Source organism: Streptomyces phaeoluteigriseus (assembly GCF_001896135.2).
GTDB classification, from domain to species: domain Bacteria; phylum Actinomycetota; class Actinomycetes; order Streptomycetales; family Streptomycetaceae; genus Streptomyces; species Streptomyces phaeoluteigriseus.
In genome coordinates this window covers 273,369-289,410 of record NZ_MPOH02000015.1, presented here as the reverse complement: position 1 = coordinate 289,410, position 16,042 = coordinate 273,369, and the positions used below count along the sequence as shown (strand labels likewise).

Here is a 16,042-nt window from a genome sequence, read left to right as displayed (position 1 = left end):
GGGGGTGGGCGGGTGGGTGATCACCCGCCCGTGGCTGGTCAGTCGGGGCTTTGCGGCGGGTTCGTGCGGCAGGTCCTGTTAGGAACTCTCCGCCGCCACGGCCTCGGCCGGCACCGGCAGGTTCTCGCCGTCCGCCGGGGTCGTCCGGGGCGGCAGCAGGTCCAGCACCGCCTGCCGGTGCGCGTCGCTGGTGGCGTCGTCGTACGGGTCCGGAGTGGCCGGCACCTGGAGTCGGTGTGCCGGGCCGGTGCCCAGCCGGGCGTACCCGCGCCCGGGTGGAACGTGCTCGGCGGCAGTGGTGTGCGGGCGGACGCCCAGGACCGCCTCCAGCAGCCTGGCCGGGGCGGGCCCGAGGACGACCCGCGCGCGCGTGTGCTGTCGTACGGCGTCGCTCAGTGTGTCGAGGCTGTCGAACTGTTCGGCCACCACCACCGTCACCTGGGCGGCGCGGCCGTGACGGAGGGGAACCTGGAGGAGCGCCTGCGGATCCTTGCGGCCGTCTGCGTCGGCGAGGTGGGTGAACGCCGTGGGACGGTCGAGCAGGATCCACAGGGGGCGCCTGGTGTCGTCCGGCGGGGGGTGGCCCTCCTGCCGGGCGCGGTTGGCGGCGATCAGGCGGCGCTCGGTCTCGTGCGCCGCCCACTCCAGGCTGGCCAGCGCTCCGGCGAGCCCGACCTCGACGCCCAGCACACCGTCCCGGCCGGTCAGGCAGGCGTACTCGCCGGTGCCGCCGCCGTCGAGGACCAGGACGTCGCCGTGGCGCAGCGCCTGGAGGGCGATCGAGCGCAGCAGGGTCGAGGTGCCGCTGCCTGGCTGACCGACCGCCAGGAGGTGTGGCTCGGTGGAGCGGATGCCGGTGCGCCACACGACGGGTGGGACGTCGCGCTGCTCCTCGCCGTGGGTGAGGGGGAGCGTGCGCTGGACCTGGGAGGGGTCGGTGAAGCCGAGGACGGTCTCGCCGGGCGCGGTCACGAAGCGCTGGGCGGCGAGATCGGTGGGGAGCGGGGCGAGCACCGACACGGTGAGCGCGTTGCCTCCTCGTCCCAGGCGAAGTGGTACTCGCGGCCCCGGCCGGACTTGGCCGCGAGCAGGTGCTCGACACGCGCGCGTGCCTCGGGCTCGCCGTCCGGGAAGTACGCGGGGTAGCGGATCTCCAGCTGGTGATCGGCCCGGGCCGTCGAACTCGTACGACGGGAAGGCCTTCTCCCACTCGCCGCCGTGGGCGTAGAGGGGAGAAGGGTCCTCCGCCGTGGAGAAGTACGGCACCAGGGCGTCGTACAGCGCCTGGAGCCGCTGGATCTGCGACTCGTCGGGGCCGTCGGGAGCCGGTGGGGTGCGGTCCCGGCCCTGCCAGGCGGCTGCCGCCATCACGGTGACGACGGCGAGCAGCGGACCGTACGGTACGAGCGCCACGACAAGGACCACCGAGGCCACCAGGAACAGCAGCGGCCCACGCCTGTCCTTGGGGGTCTCGGCCCACTTGCGCCGCCCGGCCGAGGCCAGCCGGCGCAGACCGCGGGTGACCGTGATCAGTGGGTGGAGGATGTCGGTGGCGCTGTCGGCCGCCGTCCGGGCCAGCTCCCGGCTCCGGGCGATCTGCGCGCTGCCTGTGCTCAGGATGCGGGGAAGGGGGCGCCGGGCCACTGCTGTCTCCTGGAGGTGCGTACGGAAGGGACGGACGGCGGGGAGAGGCGGCGTCAGAACTTGATGCCGCCGAGGAGGCTGGCCAGGCTCTCGCCCCCGGCCTTGATGCTCGGGGCGATGGCCGTACTCGCCAGGTAGAAGCCGAACAGGGCGCAGACGACGCCGTGCGACGCCTTGAGCCCGTCCTTTCGGAAGAAGAGGAAGACGATGATGCCGAGCAGGACCACGCCTGAGATGGACAGGATCATTTCTGTTCTCCTGGTTCGCGGGGGACAGTCACCATGAGTACTTCCAGGCTCACAGGATGTATCCATACGATAAAAGGTGCAACTGGGTGAAATTCGTGGGATTTCCCCCGAACGGTGGCGATCCTGTCGGGCCGTGCGAGGCGGGAGAGTTGCGGTGAACGCGTCCCGCCGTGATCGTTGCCTCCGGCGGGTCCCGACATGTGTCCGGGGAGCCAGTACCCTGGCGATTCACCTGAACGGTTGCAACGAGAGGCGGTCCGGCGATGACCGAAGTCCCCGACCCCGAGGTCGTGGAACTGGCGACCAAGATCTTCGATCTTGCCCGCCGGGGACAGACCGAGGCGCTCGTGGCCTACCTCGACGCGGGCGTGCCGGCCAACCTCACCAACGACCGCGGCGACTCGCTCGTGATGCTCGCCGCCTACCACGGCCACGCCGAGGCGGTCCGGGCGCTGCTGGCCCGGGGAGCCGAGGCGGACCGGATCAACGACCGGGGCCAGACCCCGCTCGCCGGGGCGGTCTTCAAGGGGGAGACGGACGTCATCAAGGCGCTCCTGGAGGCCGGCGCCGACCCGGCCGCGGGCACCCCCTCGGCCGCCGACACGGCCCGCATGTTCGGCAAGACAGAGCTTCTGGAGCTGTTCGGCATGCTATGAGCCGGAGTTCCCCAGCGGGCGGAACACAGTTCCTGACCAGGTAAAACGACGACCACGGGGGAGGCGGTACGGGGCCGCCGGAAATTTCGGTCGCGGCAGGCTGAGCTGCCGAGTCATCATGACGACGTGATTCACGGACGCGATGGCCGGGCAGGTGCTGCCGCACCGCGCGGGCCGTGATGCGGTCCGCATGGGCCACCGACGAGAGGCAGAGGAAGATGGCTTACAGCAAGCAGGAAACGGCGGGCGCCCCGACGTGTTGTCACGCGGCCAGGTAATGCACGTCCCCGGTTGCGTCGACGCTTGATGTGAGGCTGTTTCCCATGTTCGATCCGTTCATAGCGCCCAGCGGCACGCTGCTCGGCCTGCTCCAGCGGGGCCGCGGCGACGGCACACTGCACGCGCTCACCGCCCCCCGCTCCGAGGCGCTCGCGGCACTCGACCACTGTGTGCTGCGCGATCCGCGCCACGACTGGCAGGTGGAGAACCGCTCCCTCTACTACGCCCGTCTCTACGTCGACCTCAACGGCGGACTCGACGAGATCGAGGCGCACCTCTTCGACGTCGAGGACGCCTTCGACACCGAGGAGAGCCGCACGGGCCTGTCCCTGGCCGTCCTCGGCCACCTCGCCTCCTACGGCAGGCGGGACGCCCTCGACCTGCTCCGCAGATACGCCGCGTCGGGCTCCAACTGGGCCTGGGCCCTCGACGAACTCGCCCTGCGCGACGACGACGCCGGCCTGCGGGCCCTCGCCGCACCCGTGCTCGCGCGGTTCGGCACCGACGCCGAGGGCGAGGCCGAACTCGCCGCCGTCGTACGGGACGCTTTCGAGCCACGGCCCTGGCGGCTGTGGGCCGAGGATCCCCGCGAGTACGTCTCCGCACGCGTGCGTGCCGCCCAGGAAGCCGGCTGCTTCGACCGCTGGCAGCGGCAGATGAGTCCCACCGGGCCCCGCCCCGGCTGGAGCGTGCGGGCCGTCTTCGAATGGGCCCAGCAAGGCATCGAACGGGGTGCCGCGCTCCATGTCCCCGCCGCCCGCTGCCTCACCGCCGTGGCCGGGCCCGAGGACCGCGCGGAGATCGTCCAGGCCGCACAGGACGGCACCGATGGAGCCCGGTGCACCGCCCTTCGCTATCTCGCCGATCACGACGACCCCCAGGCCCCCGACCTGATCGAACAGGCCGTGGCGACGGGCGGCAGCGTCGTCGTGGAGGCCGCCGTCGACGCCTTCGAACGCATGCGCAGCATCGCCGCGGTCGACCGGGCCCGCGGCTGGGTCCACCGGCCCGACGCCCTCGGGGCCGCCGCCGGGCGGGTGCTCGCCTGCCGGGGCACCGGCCGTGACCGCGACCTGGTCCTCGACGCCCTGCGCGAGGCCGTGCGCGGTGAGGGCTGCGACGCGCCGACCCTGTGGACCCTGGTCGACGGCGCCGGACGGCTGGGCATCGCCTGCGCCGCCCCGGTGCTGCGCCACATCTACCGCGAGACCGCCTCGTCCCATCTGCGCGGGCGCTGCGCCCGCGCGCTCGCCGTCACCGACCCCTCCTTCGCCGCCGGCTTCGCCGTCGAGTGCTTGTGGGACTGCGAGGAGACCACCCGCGAGATCGCCGCCCGGCACGCCGAGACCGGCGACGCCCGGGTCGTGGAGCGGCTCCGCCGCCTCGCCGCCGACCCGGCCGAGGAGGACGAGGTCCAGACGGCCGTACGCGGCCGGATCGGACCGGACGCCGCCTCAGCGATGTGATCGACGGCAGAGGCGTACCCGCCGGGTGAACGGCGGGTGACCCGCGGGTCGGACGGGCATGGCCGCCGTCTGACCCGCTCGGGCGTGCAGCGCAACGCTCATGGGACGTTTGTCGTCCGGAAAGATCCACGTTGACGCGTCCACGTCCAGCGAGGCGACAACACCCGTATGCGTGTCGTCATCGTGACCGAATCCTTTCCCCCCGACGTGAACGGCGTGGCCCACTGCGCGCTCCAGACCGCCCGGCACCTCGTAGATCGCGGTCACCTTCCGCTAGTCGTCGCACCGGCCACCGCGGCCGGTCCCGGGCCGGACGCCGAGGCGCCCTGTCCCGTCATCCGTGTCCCCTCCCTCCCGCTCCCGGGCTATCCCCAGGTCCGCGTCGCCCTCCCCAGCCGGCGCGTCGCCGCGGCCCTCGTCGAACACCGGGCCGACATGGTCCACCTGGCCAGCCCCTTCATCCTCGGCGTGCGCGGCATGGCAGCCGCCGCCCGGCTCGGCATCCCCGCCGTCGCCGTCTACCAGACCGACCTGGCCGGCTACGCCCGCACCTACGTACACGCGGGCGAGGCGGCGCCTGGCGCCGCATCCGCTCCGTGCACGCCGCCGCCGACCTCACCCTCGCCCCCTCCAGCGCCGCCCTGCACGACCTCGGCACGCACGCCGTGCCCCGGGTCAAGCTGTGGCCACGAGGCGTGGACACCGTCCGGTTCCGCCCCGACCTCCGCGATGACGCGCTGCGCCGTGAACTCGCGCCGAACGGCGAGGTGATCGTCGGCTACGTCGGGCGGCTCGCCCCGGAGAAGCAGGTCGAACTCCTCGCCGGCGTCTGCGGTCTGGACGGCGTGCGGGTCGTGGTGGTGGGCGACGGGCCCAGCCGGCCGGGACTGGACGAGGCGCTTCCGGGCGCCGTCTTCCTCGGCCGCCGCACCGGTGACGAACTCGCCCGCATCTTCGCCTCGCTGGACGTCTTCACGCACACCGGCCCCTTCGAGACGTTCTGCCAGACGGTGCAGGAGGCCATGGCGAGCGGTGTCCCGGTCGTCGCGCCCGCCGCCGGCGGACCGCTGGACCTGGTCGCCCACGGGCGCAGCGGGCTGCTCGTCCCGCCGCGCGACGCCGGCGCCGTGCGTGACGCGGTCGCCGCCCTGGCCGCCGACCCCGCCCGCCGGACGGCCTACGGGGACGCCGGACGGGCCATGGTCGAGGGCCGCACCTGGGCCGCCGTCGGTGACCAGCTGATCGGCCACTACGGCGATGTGCTCGCCGCGCGCCGCCTGGTGGTGGCCGCATGAGCGCCGGGCCGCTGCGCATCGTCCGTCTCGCCAACTTCGTCGCACCCGCATCGGGCGGACTGCGCACGGCGCTGCGCGAGCTGGGCAAGGGCTATCGCGCCGCCGGACACGAACCGGTCCTGGTCGTGCCCGGCGACCGGGCGAGCGACCGCGACACCGAACAGGGCAGGGTGATCACCCTGCCCGGACCCCTGCTGCCCGGCACCGGCGGCTACCGCGTCCTCACCGACAAGCGGCGCGTCGCCGGCCTGCTCGCGCACCTGGCACCGGACCGCCTGGAAGTCTCCGACCGTACGACGCTGCGCTGGACCGGCAAGTGGGCGCGGCGCGCCCGGGTGCCCGCCGTGATGGTCTCCCACGAGACGCCGACGGGGTGCTGCGCACGTGGGGTCTGTCCGAGGGGGCAGCCCGGCGGGCCGCCGACTCGCTCAACATCCGTACGGCGCACACCTACGCGCGCGTGGTCTGCACGACCGAGTACGCCGAGCGGGAGTTCGTGCGGATCGGCGCCCGGAACGTGGTGCGGGCGCCGCTCGGCGTCGACCTGACCGAACGCCACCCCACGCTGGCCGACACGGGACTGCGGGCCCGGTACGCCCGCGACGACCAGATGCTGCTCGTGACGTGCACCCGCCTGTCCGTGGAGAAACGCCCCGGTACGGCGCTGGACGCGCTGGAGTCCCTGGTGCGCCGCGGCACGCGCGCGGTGCTGGTCGTGGCCGGGGACGGGCCGCTGCGGGGCCGGCTCGAACAGCGGGCACGGGACCGCGGGCTGCCGGTCGTCTTCCTGGGGCATGTCTCCGACCGCGGCCTGCTGGGCGCACTCCAGGCCTCCGCCGACGTGTGTCTGGCACCGGGGCCCGCGGAGACGTTCGGGCTCGCCGCGCTGGAGGCCATGGCCTGCGGCACACCCGTGGTCGCCAGCGCCTCCTCGGCACTGCCCGAGGTGATCGGTGCCGCGGGGACGACCGCGGCGGACCACGGGGACGCGTTCGCGGACGCGGTGGAGGCGCTGCTGGAGCGGCCGCCGGTCGAGCGGCGCGAGGCGCACGCGGGCGTGCGGAATGCTTCGGGTGGGGGACGGCGGTGAAGGCGTTCCTGGCGGCGCATGACGCGGGGGTGTTGAGTGGCCCGGGGGTGGGCGACGACAGGACGGGGGCGTTTCCCTCTGGGGTGGGCGACGACTGGACGGCGGCGGCTCTTTCCGGCGTGGGGGGTGGGACGGTGTTGGCCCGCTCAGACGCGGACGATGGGACGGAACGGGTTCGTTCTGACGCGGGCGAGGGGACGGAACGGGTTCGTTCCGACGCGGGTGGGGCGGCGCTGCCGGTTCGGTTCCGACGTGCGGGTGGGGCGGCGCTGCCGGTTGGTTCTGATGTGGGTGGGGCGGCGCTGCCGGTCCGTTCCGACGTGGGTGGGGCGGCGCCAGCGGTCCGTCCCGACGTGCACGACGGGACGGTACCGTCCCGTCCCGTCGTCGCCGGAGGGCTGGGATGAGACCCGTCCGTTTCGTGGGCCTCGGGGATTCGCTCACCGAGGGCGTCGGCGACCCGGTCGGTGCGGTGTGGCGCGGCTGGGCCGCGCTGCTCGCCGGCGGACTCACCGTGGGGCCGGATGCGGCCGTGGAGTTCACCAACCTCGCGGTCAGCGGGGCGCAGACGCGGGACGTGGCGGAGCGGCAGCTTCCCGACGCGCTGGCGCTGCGCCCCGACATCGTCTCCGTCCTCGTGGGCGTCAACGACACCCTGCGCTGCACCTTCGACATCCACGCCGTCGCCGCCCGCCTCGACACGGTGTACGGCGCGGTCGCCGAGCAGGGCGCGGTGCTCCTCACCGCGTGTCTGCCCGACCCCGGCGCGATGCTCGGGCTGCCCGGCGCCCTCGCCCGCCCGCTCGCCCGGCGGCAGCGCGCCGTCAACGCTGTCGTCCACGCGCTCTCCGACCGCTACGGCGCCGTCCACCTGCACGCGTCGGAGGGCGCGTGGCTGACGGACCGCGCGATGTGGAGCGCGGACCGGCTCCACCCCGGCGAGCGGGGCCACCGACAACTGGCCGTGCGCTTCCACGCGCTGCTGGCCGGGGCGGGGCTCGCGACCGGGCCGGCTCCTTCACCCGAGCCGCAGTCCCCGGTGCCCACGAGGTCGGCCGGCCTGTGGTGGCTGGCGACGGCCGGCACCGGCTGGGTGGCCCGCAGGTGCACCGACCTGGTGCCGCAGCTGCTGGCCCTGGCCGTCGACGAGATGCGTCATCGCGCGCGGGGCACGAGCGCCCGCCTCGACCTGCGTACCTCCGCCGCGGTGTCGGCGGCTCTGGCCGCCCTGTCGGTGTCGCAGCGGCAGCCGGACGTGGCCTAGCGACGCCGCGCGACAGTGCGTCAGCGACGGCGTACGGCCACGAAGCGGACCGGGACGCCCGGTGCGCCTGCGCGGCGGACGGGAGGTCGGAGGGGCGGACCACCCCGATCACCGGGTACCCCCCGGTGGTCGGATGGTCCGCCAGGAAGACCACCGGTCTGCCGTCGGGCGGGACCTGCACGGCGCCCAGGACCATCCCCTCGCTGGCGAGTTCGCCCGTCACCGCCCGTTGCAGGGCGGGTCCTTCGGTGCGCAGCCCGATGCGGTTGCTCGCCGCGGACACGCGGTACACCCCCGAGGTGAACAGCCGGACCGCGTCCGGTGTGAACCAGTCGTCACGCGGACCCGGCGTGATCCGGAGGACCAGTTCCGCTGGAGGCGCGGGCTGCGGGGCGACGTCCACGCGCGCGGGCGCGAAGCGCGCACGCCCGAGATGCAGGACCATGCGGTCAGCCAGCGGTGCCGGACCGAGTCCCGACAGGAGGTCCGTCGAGCGGCTGCCGAGGACGGGGTCGACGGCGATGCCGCCGGCCACGGCCACATAGCTCCGTACCCCGGAGACGGCCGGACCGACGTCCAGGACTGCCCCCGCGGCCACCAGCACGGGTGCTCCCCAGGCGGCCGGCCGGCCGTCCACGGTGACCCGGCAAGGAGCGCCGGCGACGGCCACGGTGACCGCGGAACGCACACGTACGGCACAGCCGGTGAGCGTCGTCTCCAGGACGGCGGCCTCGGGCGGGTTACCGACCAGGCGGTTGCCGAGGGCCGCCGCGGGCGCGTCCAGGGCACCGGAGCGCGGCACCCCGAGGTGGGCGTGACCGGGACGGCCCCGGTCCTGCACGGTGGTGAGCGCCCCGGCGCGTACGACGACGAGCGCGCGGTCGGTCATACGGTGCTCTCCCGGTCGGTCATACGGTGCTCCCCCGGACGCGGGTTCCCCGGGCGGCGTGGCCGGGTGTGCGCCGCGTGCTCTGCAGGGCGGCGCACGCTGACGGGTGCCGTGCGTCGGACGCGCAGGCGCTCCTGCCGTAGGCGTGGGCCAGCGGCAGCGGCAGCGGCGTCGGCATGGGGCCCGTCACGCCGCACCTGCCCGGTCCACCGGGACGAAGCGCACGCGCGTGCCCGGTGTCAGCAGCGCGGCCGGCACGCGCGCGGGGTCCCACAGCACGGCGCGTGTGGAGCCGATCAGCTGCCAGCCGCCCGGTGAGGCGCGCGGGTAGACCCCCGTGTAGGGGCCCGCCAATGCCACCGACCCGGCCGGAACGGCGGTGCGCGGGGTCGCCCGGCGTGGGACGTCGTAGCGCGGCGGCAGGCCGGTGAGGTAGCCGAAGCCGGGCGCGAAGCCGCAGAACGCGACGCGGAACTCGGTGGCCGTGTGGATGCGGGCCACCTCCTGGGCGGACACGCCCCAGTGGGCGGCGACGTCGGCGAGGTCGGGGCCGTCGTAGCGCACCGGCAGCTCGATCACCTCGCCCGTTCGCGGGGGAGCGGGCGGCACCGTGGCGCTCGTCAGTTCGGCGGTCCAGCGGGCCGGGTCGGCGAGGCCGTCGAGGAGGACCGTACGCGCCGCCGGAACGATCTCGCGGACGGTCAGTGAGCCCTCCGCGCGGCGGCGCAGCAGTTCGGCGTGGAGGGCCTGGACGTCCTCGCCGGAGGCCACCTCGACGAGCAGGGCGTCCTCGCCCACGGGCAGCGCCCTCATGCGAACGCCTCCACGCGCACCCCGGATTCCTCCAGCCGCCGCCGGACCCGGCGGGCCAGCTCCACCGCGCCGGGCGTGTCGCCGTGCAGGCAGAGGGAACGTGCGCGTACCTCGATGCGCACCCCCGTGCGCGACGTGACCTCGCCCAGCCGGGCCATGCCGAGCGAGCGCTCGACGACGGCGTCGGGGTCGCTGATCACGGCCCCGTCCTGGCCGCGGGGCACGAGGGTGCCCTCCTCGGTGTAGGCGCGGTCCGCGAACGCCTCCGTGACGGCCGGCAGCCCCGCCTTCCCGGCCCGTTCCAGCAGGCGCGAGCCGGGAAGCCCGAGCACGGGCAGTGTCGCGTCGGCGAGGAGCACGCCGTCGATGACCGCCGCGGCCTGCTCGGGGTCGTGCACGACCCGGTTGTAGAGCGCGCCGTGCGGCTTGACGTAGGCCACCCGGGCGCCCGCCGCGCGCGCGAAGACCTCCAGGGCGCCGATCTGGTAGGCCACCTCGGCGGCCAGTTCGGCGGACGGCACGTCCATCGCGCGCCGCCCGAACCCGGCGAGGTCGCGGTAGGAGACCTGCGCGCCGATCGTCACGCCCCGTGCGGCCGCCAGGTCGCACACCCGCCGCATGGTGACCGCGTCCCCGGCGTGGAAGCCGCAGGCCACGTTGGCGCTGGTGACGACGGACAGCAGTTGCTCGTCGTCGGTCAGCCGCCAGCGGCCGAAGCCCTCGCCGAGGTCGGCGTTGAGATCGATCATGCTCTCTCCTGGTCAGGCCACGCGGTACTGCTCGTCACGGGCGTCGGTCAGGAACATCTGTCCCGGTGCGTGGGTGAGGGCGAACGGCGGGCGGGAGGCCATCACCGCGGCCTGCGGGGTCACACCGCAGGCCCAGAACACCGGGATGTCGTCCGGTTCGGCGTCCACCGGCTCCCCGAAGTCGGGGCGTCGGAGGTCGTCGATGCCCAGTCCCGACGGATCGCCGCAGTGTACGGGGCTGCCGTGCACCGCCGGGAGCAGACTGCTCTCCCGGATCGCCGCCGCCAGGTGCTCCGGCGGCACCGGCCGCATGGACACCACCAGCGGGCCGTGCAGCCGTCCCGCCGGACGGCACGGGCGGCCCGTCACGTACATCGGTACGTTACGCCCCTGTTCGACATGGCGGATCGGTACACCGGCCCCGGACAGCGCCCACTCGAACGTGAAGCTGCACCCGATGAGGAACGACACCAGGTCGTCCCGCCAGTACCCGCGCACGTCCGTCGGCTCGTCCACCAGCTCGCCGTCCCGCCACACCCGGTAGCGCGGCAGGTCGGTGCGCAGGTCCGCGCCCTCGGCCAGCACGGTCGTCCAGGAGCCGGCGTCGGTGACGTCGAGGACGGGGCAGGGCTTGGGGTTGCGCTGGCAGAACAGGAGCATGTCGTACGCCCAGTCCGCCGGCACCGAGATCAGGTTGACCTGGGTGTGGCCCGCGGCGACACCCGCCGTGGGGCCGGTCAGGCCCTCCCGGAAGCGGGACCGGGCGGTGCTCGGGCTCCACGCGCGCGCGTGCTCGTCGACGAGGGTCACAGGGCGGTCCTGCACGATGATCGGGCGCTTCACTCCAGTTCCCTTCCACGCGTCTCCGGCAGCCCCAGCAGCGCCAGGGCCGCGATGCCGTACCCGATCGCGCCGAAGACCAGGGCCCCGCCCACGCCCCAGCTGTCGGCGAGGAAGCCGACCGTGGTGGGGAAGACGGCGCCGACGGCACGCCCGGTGTTGTACGTGAAGCCCTGCCCCGTCCCGCGCACGGCCGTCGGGTACAGCTCGCTCAGGTAGGACCCGAAGCCGCTGAAGATGGCCGACATGCAGAAGCCGAGCGGGAATCCGAGGATCAGCAGCAGGGTGTCCGCGCCGCTGGGGATGTTGGCGTACGCCAGGATGCAGACCGCCGACAGCAGGGCGAACAGCCAGATGTTGCGGCGCCGGCCCAGCCGGTCGGTGAGGTGCCCGCCGGTCAGATAGCCGAGGAAGGCGCCGGAGATCAGGAACGTCAGATAGCCGCCCGTGTTGACCACCGACAGACCGCGCTCGCTCTTGAGGTACGTCGGCACCCAGGTCGCCAGCGTGTAGTAGCCGCCCTGGACGCCTGTGGAGAGCAGGCCCGCGAAGATCGTCGTGCGCAGCAGGCGGCCCCGGAAGATCGCCGCGAAGGAGCCCTTGCCGGCGTTGCGCTCGCGCGCGGCGACCGCCGTCGGCGCGTCCTGCACGCGGCGCCGCATCCACACCACGAGCAGGGCGGGCAGGGCGCCCGTCCAGAACATCACGCGCCAGGCCACGTCGTCGCCGAAGAACGAGAAGACGAGCGTGTACATGATCGCCGCCAGGCCCCAGCCGACGGCCCAGGAACTCTGGATCGCACCCAGGGTGCGGCCCCGGTGCTTCGCGCTCGCGTACTCGGCGACCAGGATCGCCCCGACGGCCCACTCGCCGCCGAAGCCGAGACCCTGGAGGGCGCGGAAGAGCAGCAGCGTCTCGTAGGTGGTCGCGAAGCCGCAGGCCACGGTGAAGACGGCGTAGGTGATGACCGTGATCATCAGGGCCTTGACCCGGCCGATCCGGTCGGCCAGGACACCCGCGAGGGCGCCGCCGACCGCGGAGGCGACCAGCGTGACGGTGGTGAACAGGCCGGTCTGGCCGCTGTCCAGGCCGAAGTAGGCGGCCAGCGCGACCATGCTGAGCGGCAGCGTGAAGTAGTCGTAGGAGTCCAGGGCGTAGCCGCCGAAGGCCCCGGCGAAGGCGCGGCGCCCGCGCGGTCCCAGGGTGCGCAACCAGCCCAACGCGCCGTCGGAGGACGCCTGTTCGGTTGCCGGGGGATGGGTGTCGGTGGAGGGGGCCTGTGGTGGAGGGGTCGTGCTCATGGGCACCTCGCAGTGGGATGACGGAGGGTGCTGGGGACTGAGCCGTGCCGTGCGGGATGGTGCTGAGCCGAGCAAGGTACTCAGCAAGGTAGAGGATCGTTGAACGATCCCTCAATACCCCTGTTGTTTCGTTCTCGTGTCTGCGGTTGAATTCCGGCATGGCAGAGCAGCTGGCGGGGCTGTCCGACGACCGCGCCCTCCTGGGCCGCACCAGCACGGCGGAACGTGTCGCGGACATCCTCAGAAGCCGTATCGCGGAGGGCTATTTCCCGCCGGGGACCCGGCTGTCGGAGGACAGCATCGGCGGTGCTCTCGGCGTGTCCCGCAACACGCTGCGCGAGGCGTTCCGGCTGCTCACCCACGAGCGCCTGCTGGTCCACGAACTGAACAGGGGGGTGTTCGTCAGGGTCCTGACCGTCGAGGACGTCGAGGACATCTACCGCACGCGCACCCTCGTCGAGTGCGCCGTCGTGCGCGGCCTGGGGCAGCCGCCGTACGCGCTGGGCAACCTCACCGAGGCCGTGGAGGAGGGGCAGCGGGCAGCGCGCGAAGGTGACTGGAAAGCGTTGGGTACCGCCAACATCCACTTCCACCGGGAACTGGTCGCCCTCGCTGGCAGCGAGCGCACCGACGAGCTGATGCGCAGCGTCTTCGCCGAACTGCGCCTCGCCTTCCACGTCGTCGACGACCCGCGCCGGCTGCACGAGCCCTACCTCGCCCGCAACCGGCAGATCCTCCGGGCGCTCGAGGCCGGCGACAGGGTGGAGGCGGAGGAACTGCTCGCGGTGTATCTGGCCGACTCAAGGGAACGGATCGTCGAGGTGTACCGGCGGCGGGTGGGCGACGATCCCTCCGGCGGCTGAGACTTCCCGCCGCGGCTCTCGCGGGCACGGCCGAGGCGCCCCGCCGGATTCCGGCTGAACCTCCCGGGCGGCCTGCCGGGGGTCTCGCGCCGCTGTGACGTGGGTCGCTTCTGCGTCGTTTGGGTCGATGTCAGACCGAGGACCTAGTCTGTGCAGCGTGACTTCGCCTGCATCGACGGACCGTGTTCCGCCCCAGCTCAGCGCGGGGCCGCGCCCCGCGCCGGGCCCGGCCGCCGACGAGGGACTGGCGCGGCGGCTGCGCGCGCTCGCCTGCACCGCACCGATCCACGACCTCGACGCACGCAAGGCCAACCTCGCCGGCGAGTACTCGGTCTACGGCATGGCGGAGATCGCCCTCGCGGCGATCGACCTGGTCACCCTGAACATGGACTTCGACACCGGCGCCGACCACGACCAGATAGTCGCCCGCCTGATCCCGCGCATCGCCGCGCAGGCCCCCGGGCGGCAGGCCGAGGAGCACGAGCGCGTCGCAAGGTGGGTCCTGGAGAACCTGATCAACGTCGGCAGCGTCGACCGCGGCTTTCGCGCGGTGTACGGCACCTTCACCCCGGACGGCACGTACGTCCGCCGCGACTACGACTTCAAGCTGATCGAGGAGGTCCCCGGATACGGCGGCACGGTCTACCTCCGTACGACGGACGAGGCGGTCAACGTCCTCGTGGGCGCCCTCGACACCGACGTCACCAGCGCGCAGATCGCCGCCGAGGTCAAACTCGAGGTGCTCGTCCGCCGCGGTCGCCTGGCCGACGCCCAACTTGCCGCCGAACAGGCCCGCTACCGGACCGTGCAGTACTCGGAAACGCTGCGCAGGGCTCTGGAGGCGACCCGGCGCAACGTCCGCGCGGTGGACTGGCTCAACGCCGTGCCCGACATGATCGCCGAGGCCCTCGACCACGTCGCCGACCGCTACCGCCACGAGAACGCGATCCTCACCAACATCCGCAGGGCCCGCGACGAGATCGAGGACGCGGAGAACAAACGACGGGCCGCCGAACTCGTCGACATCGTCAAGGACTGCATCCGCCGCCACACGCAGTTGCAGGCCCGGCTGCTGGAGGCCGGACCGCTGTTCCGCGCCGAGCAGGACCGGCAGGCCTTCGCCACCCCCATGACCTCCTCGGGGACGGACCTCTACGGCCATCTCGTCGCGCCCCTGCTGCCGTTGCCGCTGGAACAGGCGGTCCGGGTCACCGACGCGTTCTTCGCGCGCGGGACGGGACTGCGGACACCGGCGTCCGTGCGGGTGGGCGACCTGGTCGACCTGCTGCTGACGCCGCCGGTGGAGCGGGAGAACCTCGGCGCGGAGATGCCGGAGCCGGACCTCATCGCGACGCCCGACGACAGCCGCTTCAGCGAGGAGCAGCTGGCCGCCGCGAGGGAACTGCTGGACCTGCCCGCGGACGCGCCGCGGCGGCTCTCGGGGCTCCTCGCGGAGGCACGCGGGCGAGATCCCGAACTTCCCTACCTGGTGGCGCTGCTGGCGGTGCACGCGGCCAGCCCGGCGGTCGGCACCGCCTACCGGCAGGGCGAGGAGAAGCTGTTGTTCGCCGTGGACGACGGGACCGAACTGGACGATCCGGAGTTCGGCGGGGCCGACCTGATAGTGGGCATGGCGATGCTGGACGCGGCGGGGATGGCCGCGGACCGGACGGAAGCAGCATGAGCCGGACCCGGAATCGCAAGCACGAGCACCACCGCAGCAAGGAGCCGACACCGTGACCGAGCACGTCGACCGGAGTGAACCCGAGGCCGCCGCGCCGGCCTCCGCCGTCGTCACCCCCGCCGACGCCGCCGACGCGGCGCGGCTCGTCTCCTTCGGCCTCCAGCCCAGACTTCAGCCCGCGCGCGACCAGGAGTACGCGGACCTGCTGCGGCGCTACCGCGAGGACCCGCCTTTCGCGCGGCTCGCGGACGCCGTGGCCACCGGCCTGGGCCTGATCGTGCTGGAGGTGTCCCCGCGCGCGGGGATGGCCGTCACCGCCGCGGAGGACTCGGTGTTCGCCGTCCGCATGGGCGAGTACGCCCGTCGTACGTCCGCCGACTCCGGAGACCGGTTCCTGCACGGCCTCGCGCACCTCGCCGTCGCCGCCATGGCCTTCCCCCGGCCCGAGGACCTGGCCGACGACGGCTACATCGGCCGGGTCAGCGTCAACGGCGTCGACGCCTTCGTGCGCCAGGCCTGCCGCCGTCTGGAGGAGCGGGCGGAGCAGCAGGGCGAGAACACCGACCCCGCGACCGACGCGCCGGGCCTGGAGGCGGCCTGGCGGATCTGGGCCAGACGCAGCGCCGCCGGTGCCACCAAGGACGCCCGCCGGCTCGCCGGTTCGACGACCGGCATCGTCGGCAAGGCCGTCGCGTTCCTCACCGACTCCGGCTTCCTCCAGCGCACCGGCGACGACAGCGGCGGTACGTACCGGACCACCGCCCGCTACCAGCTCCAGGTCCGGGACATGGCGGGCAGCGCGGCCCTGGCCGAGCTGCTGGAACTGGGCGTCGTCCCGGTCACCGACGGCAGGCCGACGCTGTTGCCCCCCGAGGAGTCCGACGCCCTGGAACTGGTCGCCGACGCCGGACTGCCGTTCCACTCCTGAAGCCCCCAGGGGCGTCCGGAGCCTCCGGGAGCC

Annotated in this window: 11 protein-coding genes and 4 pseudogenes; 8 read left to right on the top strand and 7 right to left on the bottom strand. The window is 73.6% G+C overall.

All coding sequences use genetic code 11. The annotated features are described in order from the left end of the window. Positions 1-78: 78 nt before the first annotated feature. Together BM536_RS19155 and BM536_RS19150 are read right to left on the bottom strand one after the other, a co-directional pair. Positions 79-1,644: pseudogene (locus tag BM536_RS19155) on the bottom strand (ATP-binding protein). Between the two features lie 53 nt (positions 1,645-1,697). Next, the gene (locus BM536_RS19150; protein WP_073492896.1) at positions 1,698-1,892 is read right to left on the bottom strand and encodes a hypothetical protein; all 195 of its coding nucleotides are present in this window, start codon (positions 1,890-1,892) and stop codon (positions 1,698-1,700) included. A 263-nt stretch (positions 1,893-2,155) separates the two neighbouring features. Between BM536_RS19150 and BM536_RS19145 the strand changes: the two genes are divergently transcribed. The 5 genes and pseudogenes from BM536_RS19145 (at position 2,156) to BM536_RS19125 (ending at position 7,942) form a co-directional block, all read left to right on the top strand. Next, positions 2,156-2,548 carry an ankyrin repeat domain-containing protein gene (locus tag BM536_RS19145; protein ID WP_073492898.1) on the top strand — a complete coding sequence of 131 codons (393 nt, stop codon included), beginning with the start codon at positions 2,156-2,158 and terminating at the stop codon, positions 2,546-2,548. Positions 2,549-2,871: 323 nt separating this feature from the next. Next, positions 2,872-4,293, top strand: coding sequence for a hypothetical protein (locus tag BM536_RS19140; RefSeq protein ID WP_094103492.1), 1,422 nt, complete (start codon positions 2,872-2,874; stop codon positions 4,291-4,293). A 168-nt stretch (positions 4,294-4,461) separates the two neighbouring features. Beyond that, positions 4,462-5,588: pseudogene (locus BM536_RS19135) on the top strand (glycosyltransferase family 4 protein). Further along, positions 5,585-6,713: pseudogene (locus tag BM536_RS44405) on the top strand (glycosyltransferase); the annotation flags it as partial. The pseudogenes BM536_RS19135 and BM536_RS44405, both read left to right, overlap by 4 nt. A gap of 368 nt (positions 6,714-7,081) precedes the next feature. Then, positions 7,082-7,942 carry an SGNH/GDSL hydrolase family protein gene (locus BM536_RS19125; RefSeq protein ID WP_094103252.1) on the top strand — a complete coding sequence of 287 codons (861 nt, stop codon included), beginning with the start codon at positions 7,082-7,084 and terminating at the stop codon, positions 7,940-7,942. 20 nt (positions 7,943-7,962) lie between these two features. On the opposite strand, the pseudogene BM536_RS19120 reads toward BM536_RS19125, so the two are convergent. The 5 genes and pseudogenes from BM536_RS19120 to BM536_RS19100 form a co-directional block, all read right to left on the bottom strand. After that, positions 7,963-8,831: pseudogene (locus BM536_RS19120) on the bottom strand (5-oxoprolinase subunit C family protein). 186 nt (positions 8,832-9,017) lie between these two features. Next, positions 9,018-9,644 carry a 5-oxoprolinase subunit PxpB gene (pxpB, locus tag BM536_RS19115; protein ID WP_094103251.1) on the bottom strand — a complete coding sequence of 209 codons (627 nt, stop codon included), beginning with the start codon at positions 9,642-9,644 and terminating at the stop codon, positions 9,018-9,020. Continuing rightward, positions 9,641-10,393, bottom strand: a complete 753-nt coding sequence (locus BM536_RS19110) for a LamB/YcsF family protein (protein WP_094103250.1) — start codon at positions 10,391-10,393, stop codon at positions 9,641-9,643. Before BM536_RS19110 ends, pxpB begins: the two co-directional genes overlap by 4 nt. A 12-nt stretch (positions 10,394-10,405) precedes the next feature. Beyond that, a complete protein-coding gene (locus BM536_RS19105) occupies positions 10,406-11,236 on the bottom strand; it encodes a putative hydro-lyase (RefSeq protein WP_211362910.1) in 831 nt (276 codons plus the stop codon). Then, positions 11,233-12,534: an MFS transporter gene (locus BM536_RS19100; RefSeq protein WP_073492901.1), complete on the bottom strand. Its 1,302-nt coding sequence runs from the start codon at positions 12,532-12,534 to the stop codon at positions 11,233-11,235. Before BM536_RS19100 ends, BM536_RS19105 begins: the two co-directional genes overlap by 4 nt. 158 nt (positions 12,535-12,692) lie before the next feature. Here BM536_RS19100 and BM536_RS19095 point away from each other — a divergent pair, with 158 nt between their 5' ends. The 3 genes from BM536_RS19095 to BM536_RS19085 all read left to right on the top strand — a co-directional run bounded on the left by BM536_RS19095 (position 12,693) and on the right by BM536_RS19085 (position 16,009). Then, on the top strand, positions 12,693-13,397 hold the full coding sequence (locus BM536_RS19095) for a GntR family transcriptional regulator (protein WP_073492903.1): 705 nt from the start codon (positions 12,693-12,695) through the stop codon (positions 13,395-13,397). Positions 13,398-13,554: 157 nt separating this feature from the next. Beyond that, complete coding sequence (locus BM536_RS19090; RefSeq protein WP_073492905.1) at positions 13,555-15,081, top strand: hypothetical protein; 1,527 nt, start codon at positions 13,555-13,557, stop codon at positions 15,079-15,081. 52 nt (positions 15,082-15,133) lie between these two features. Further along, positions 15,134-16,009, top strand: coding sequence for a hypothetical protein (locus tag BM536_RS19085; protein ID WP_094103249.1), 876 nt, complete (start codon positions 15,134-15,136; stop codon positions 16,007-16,009). The last annotated feature ends 33 nt before the right edge of the window (positions 16,010-16,042 follow it).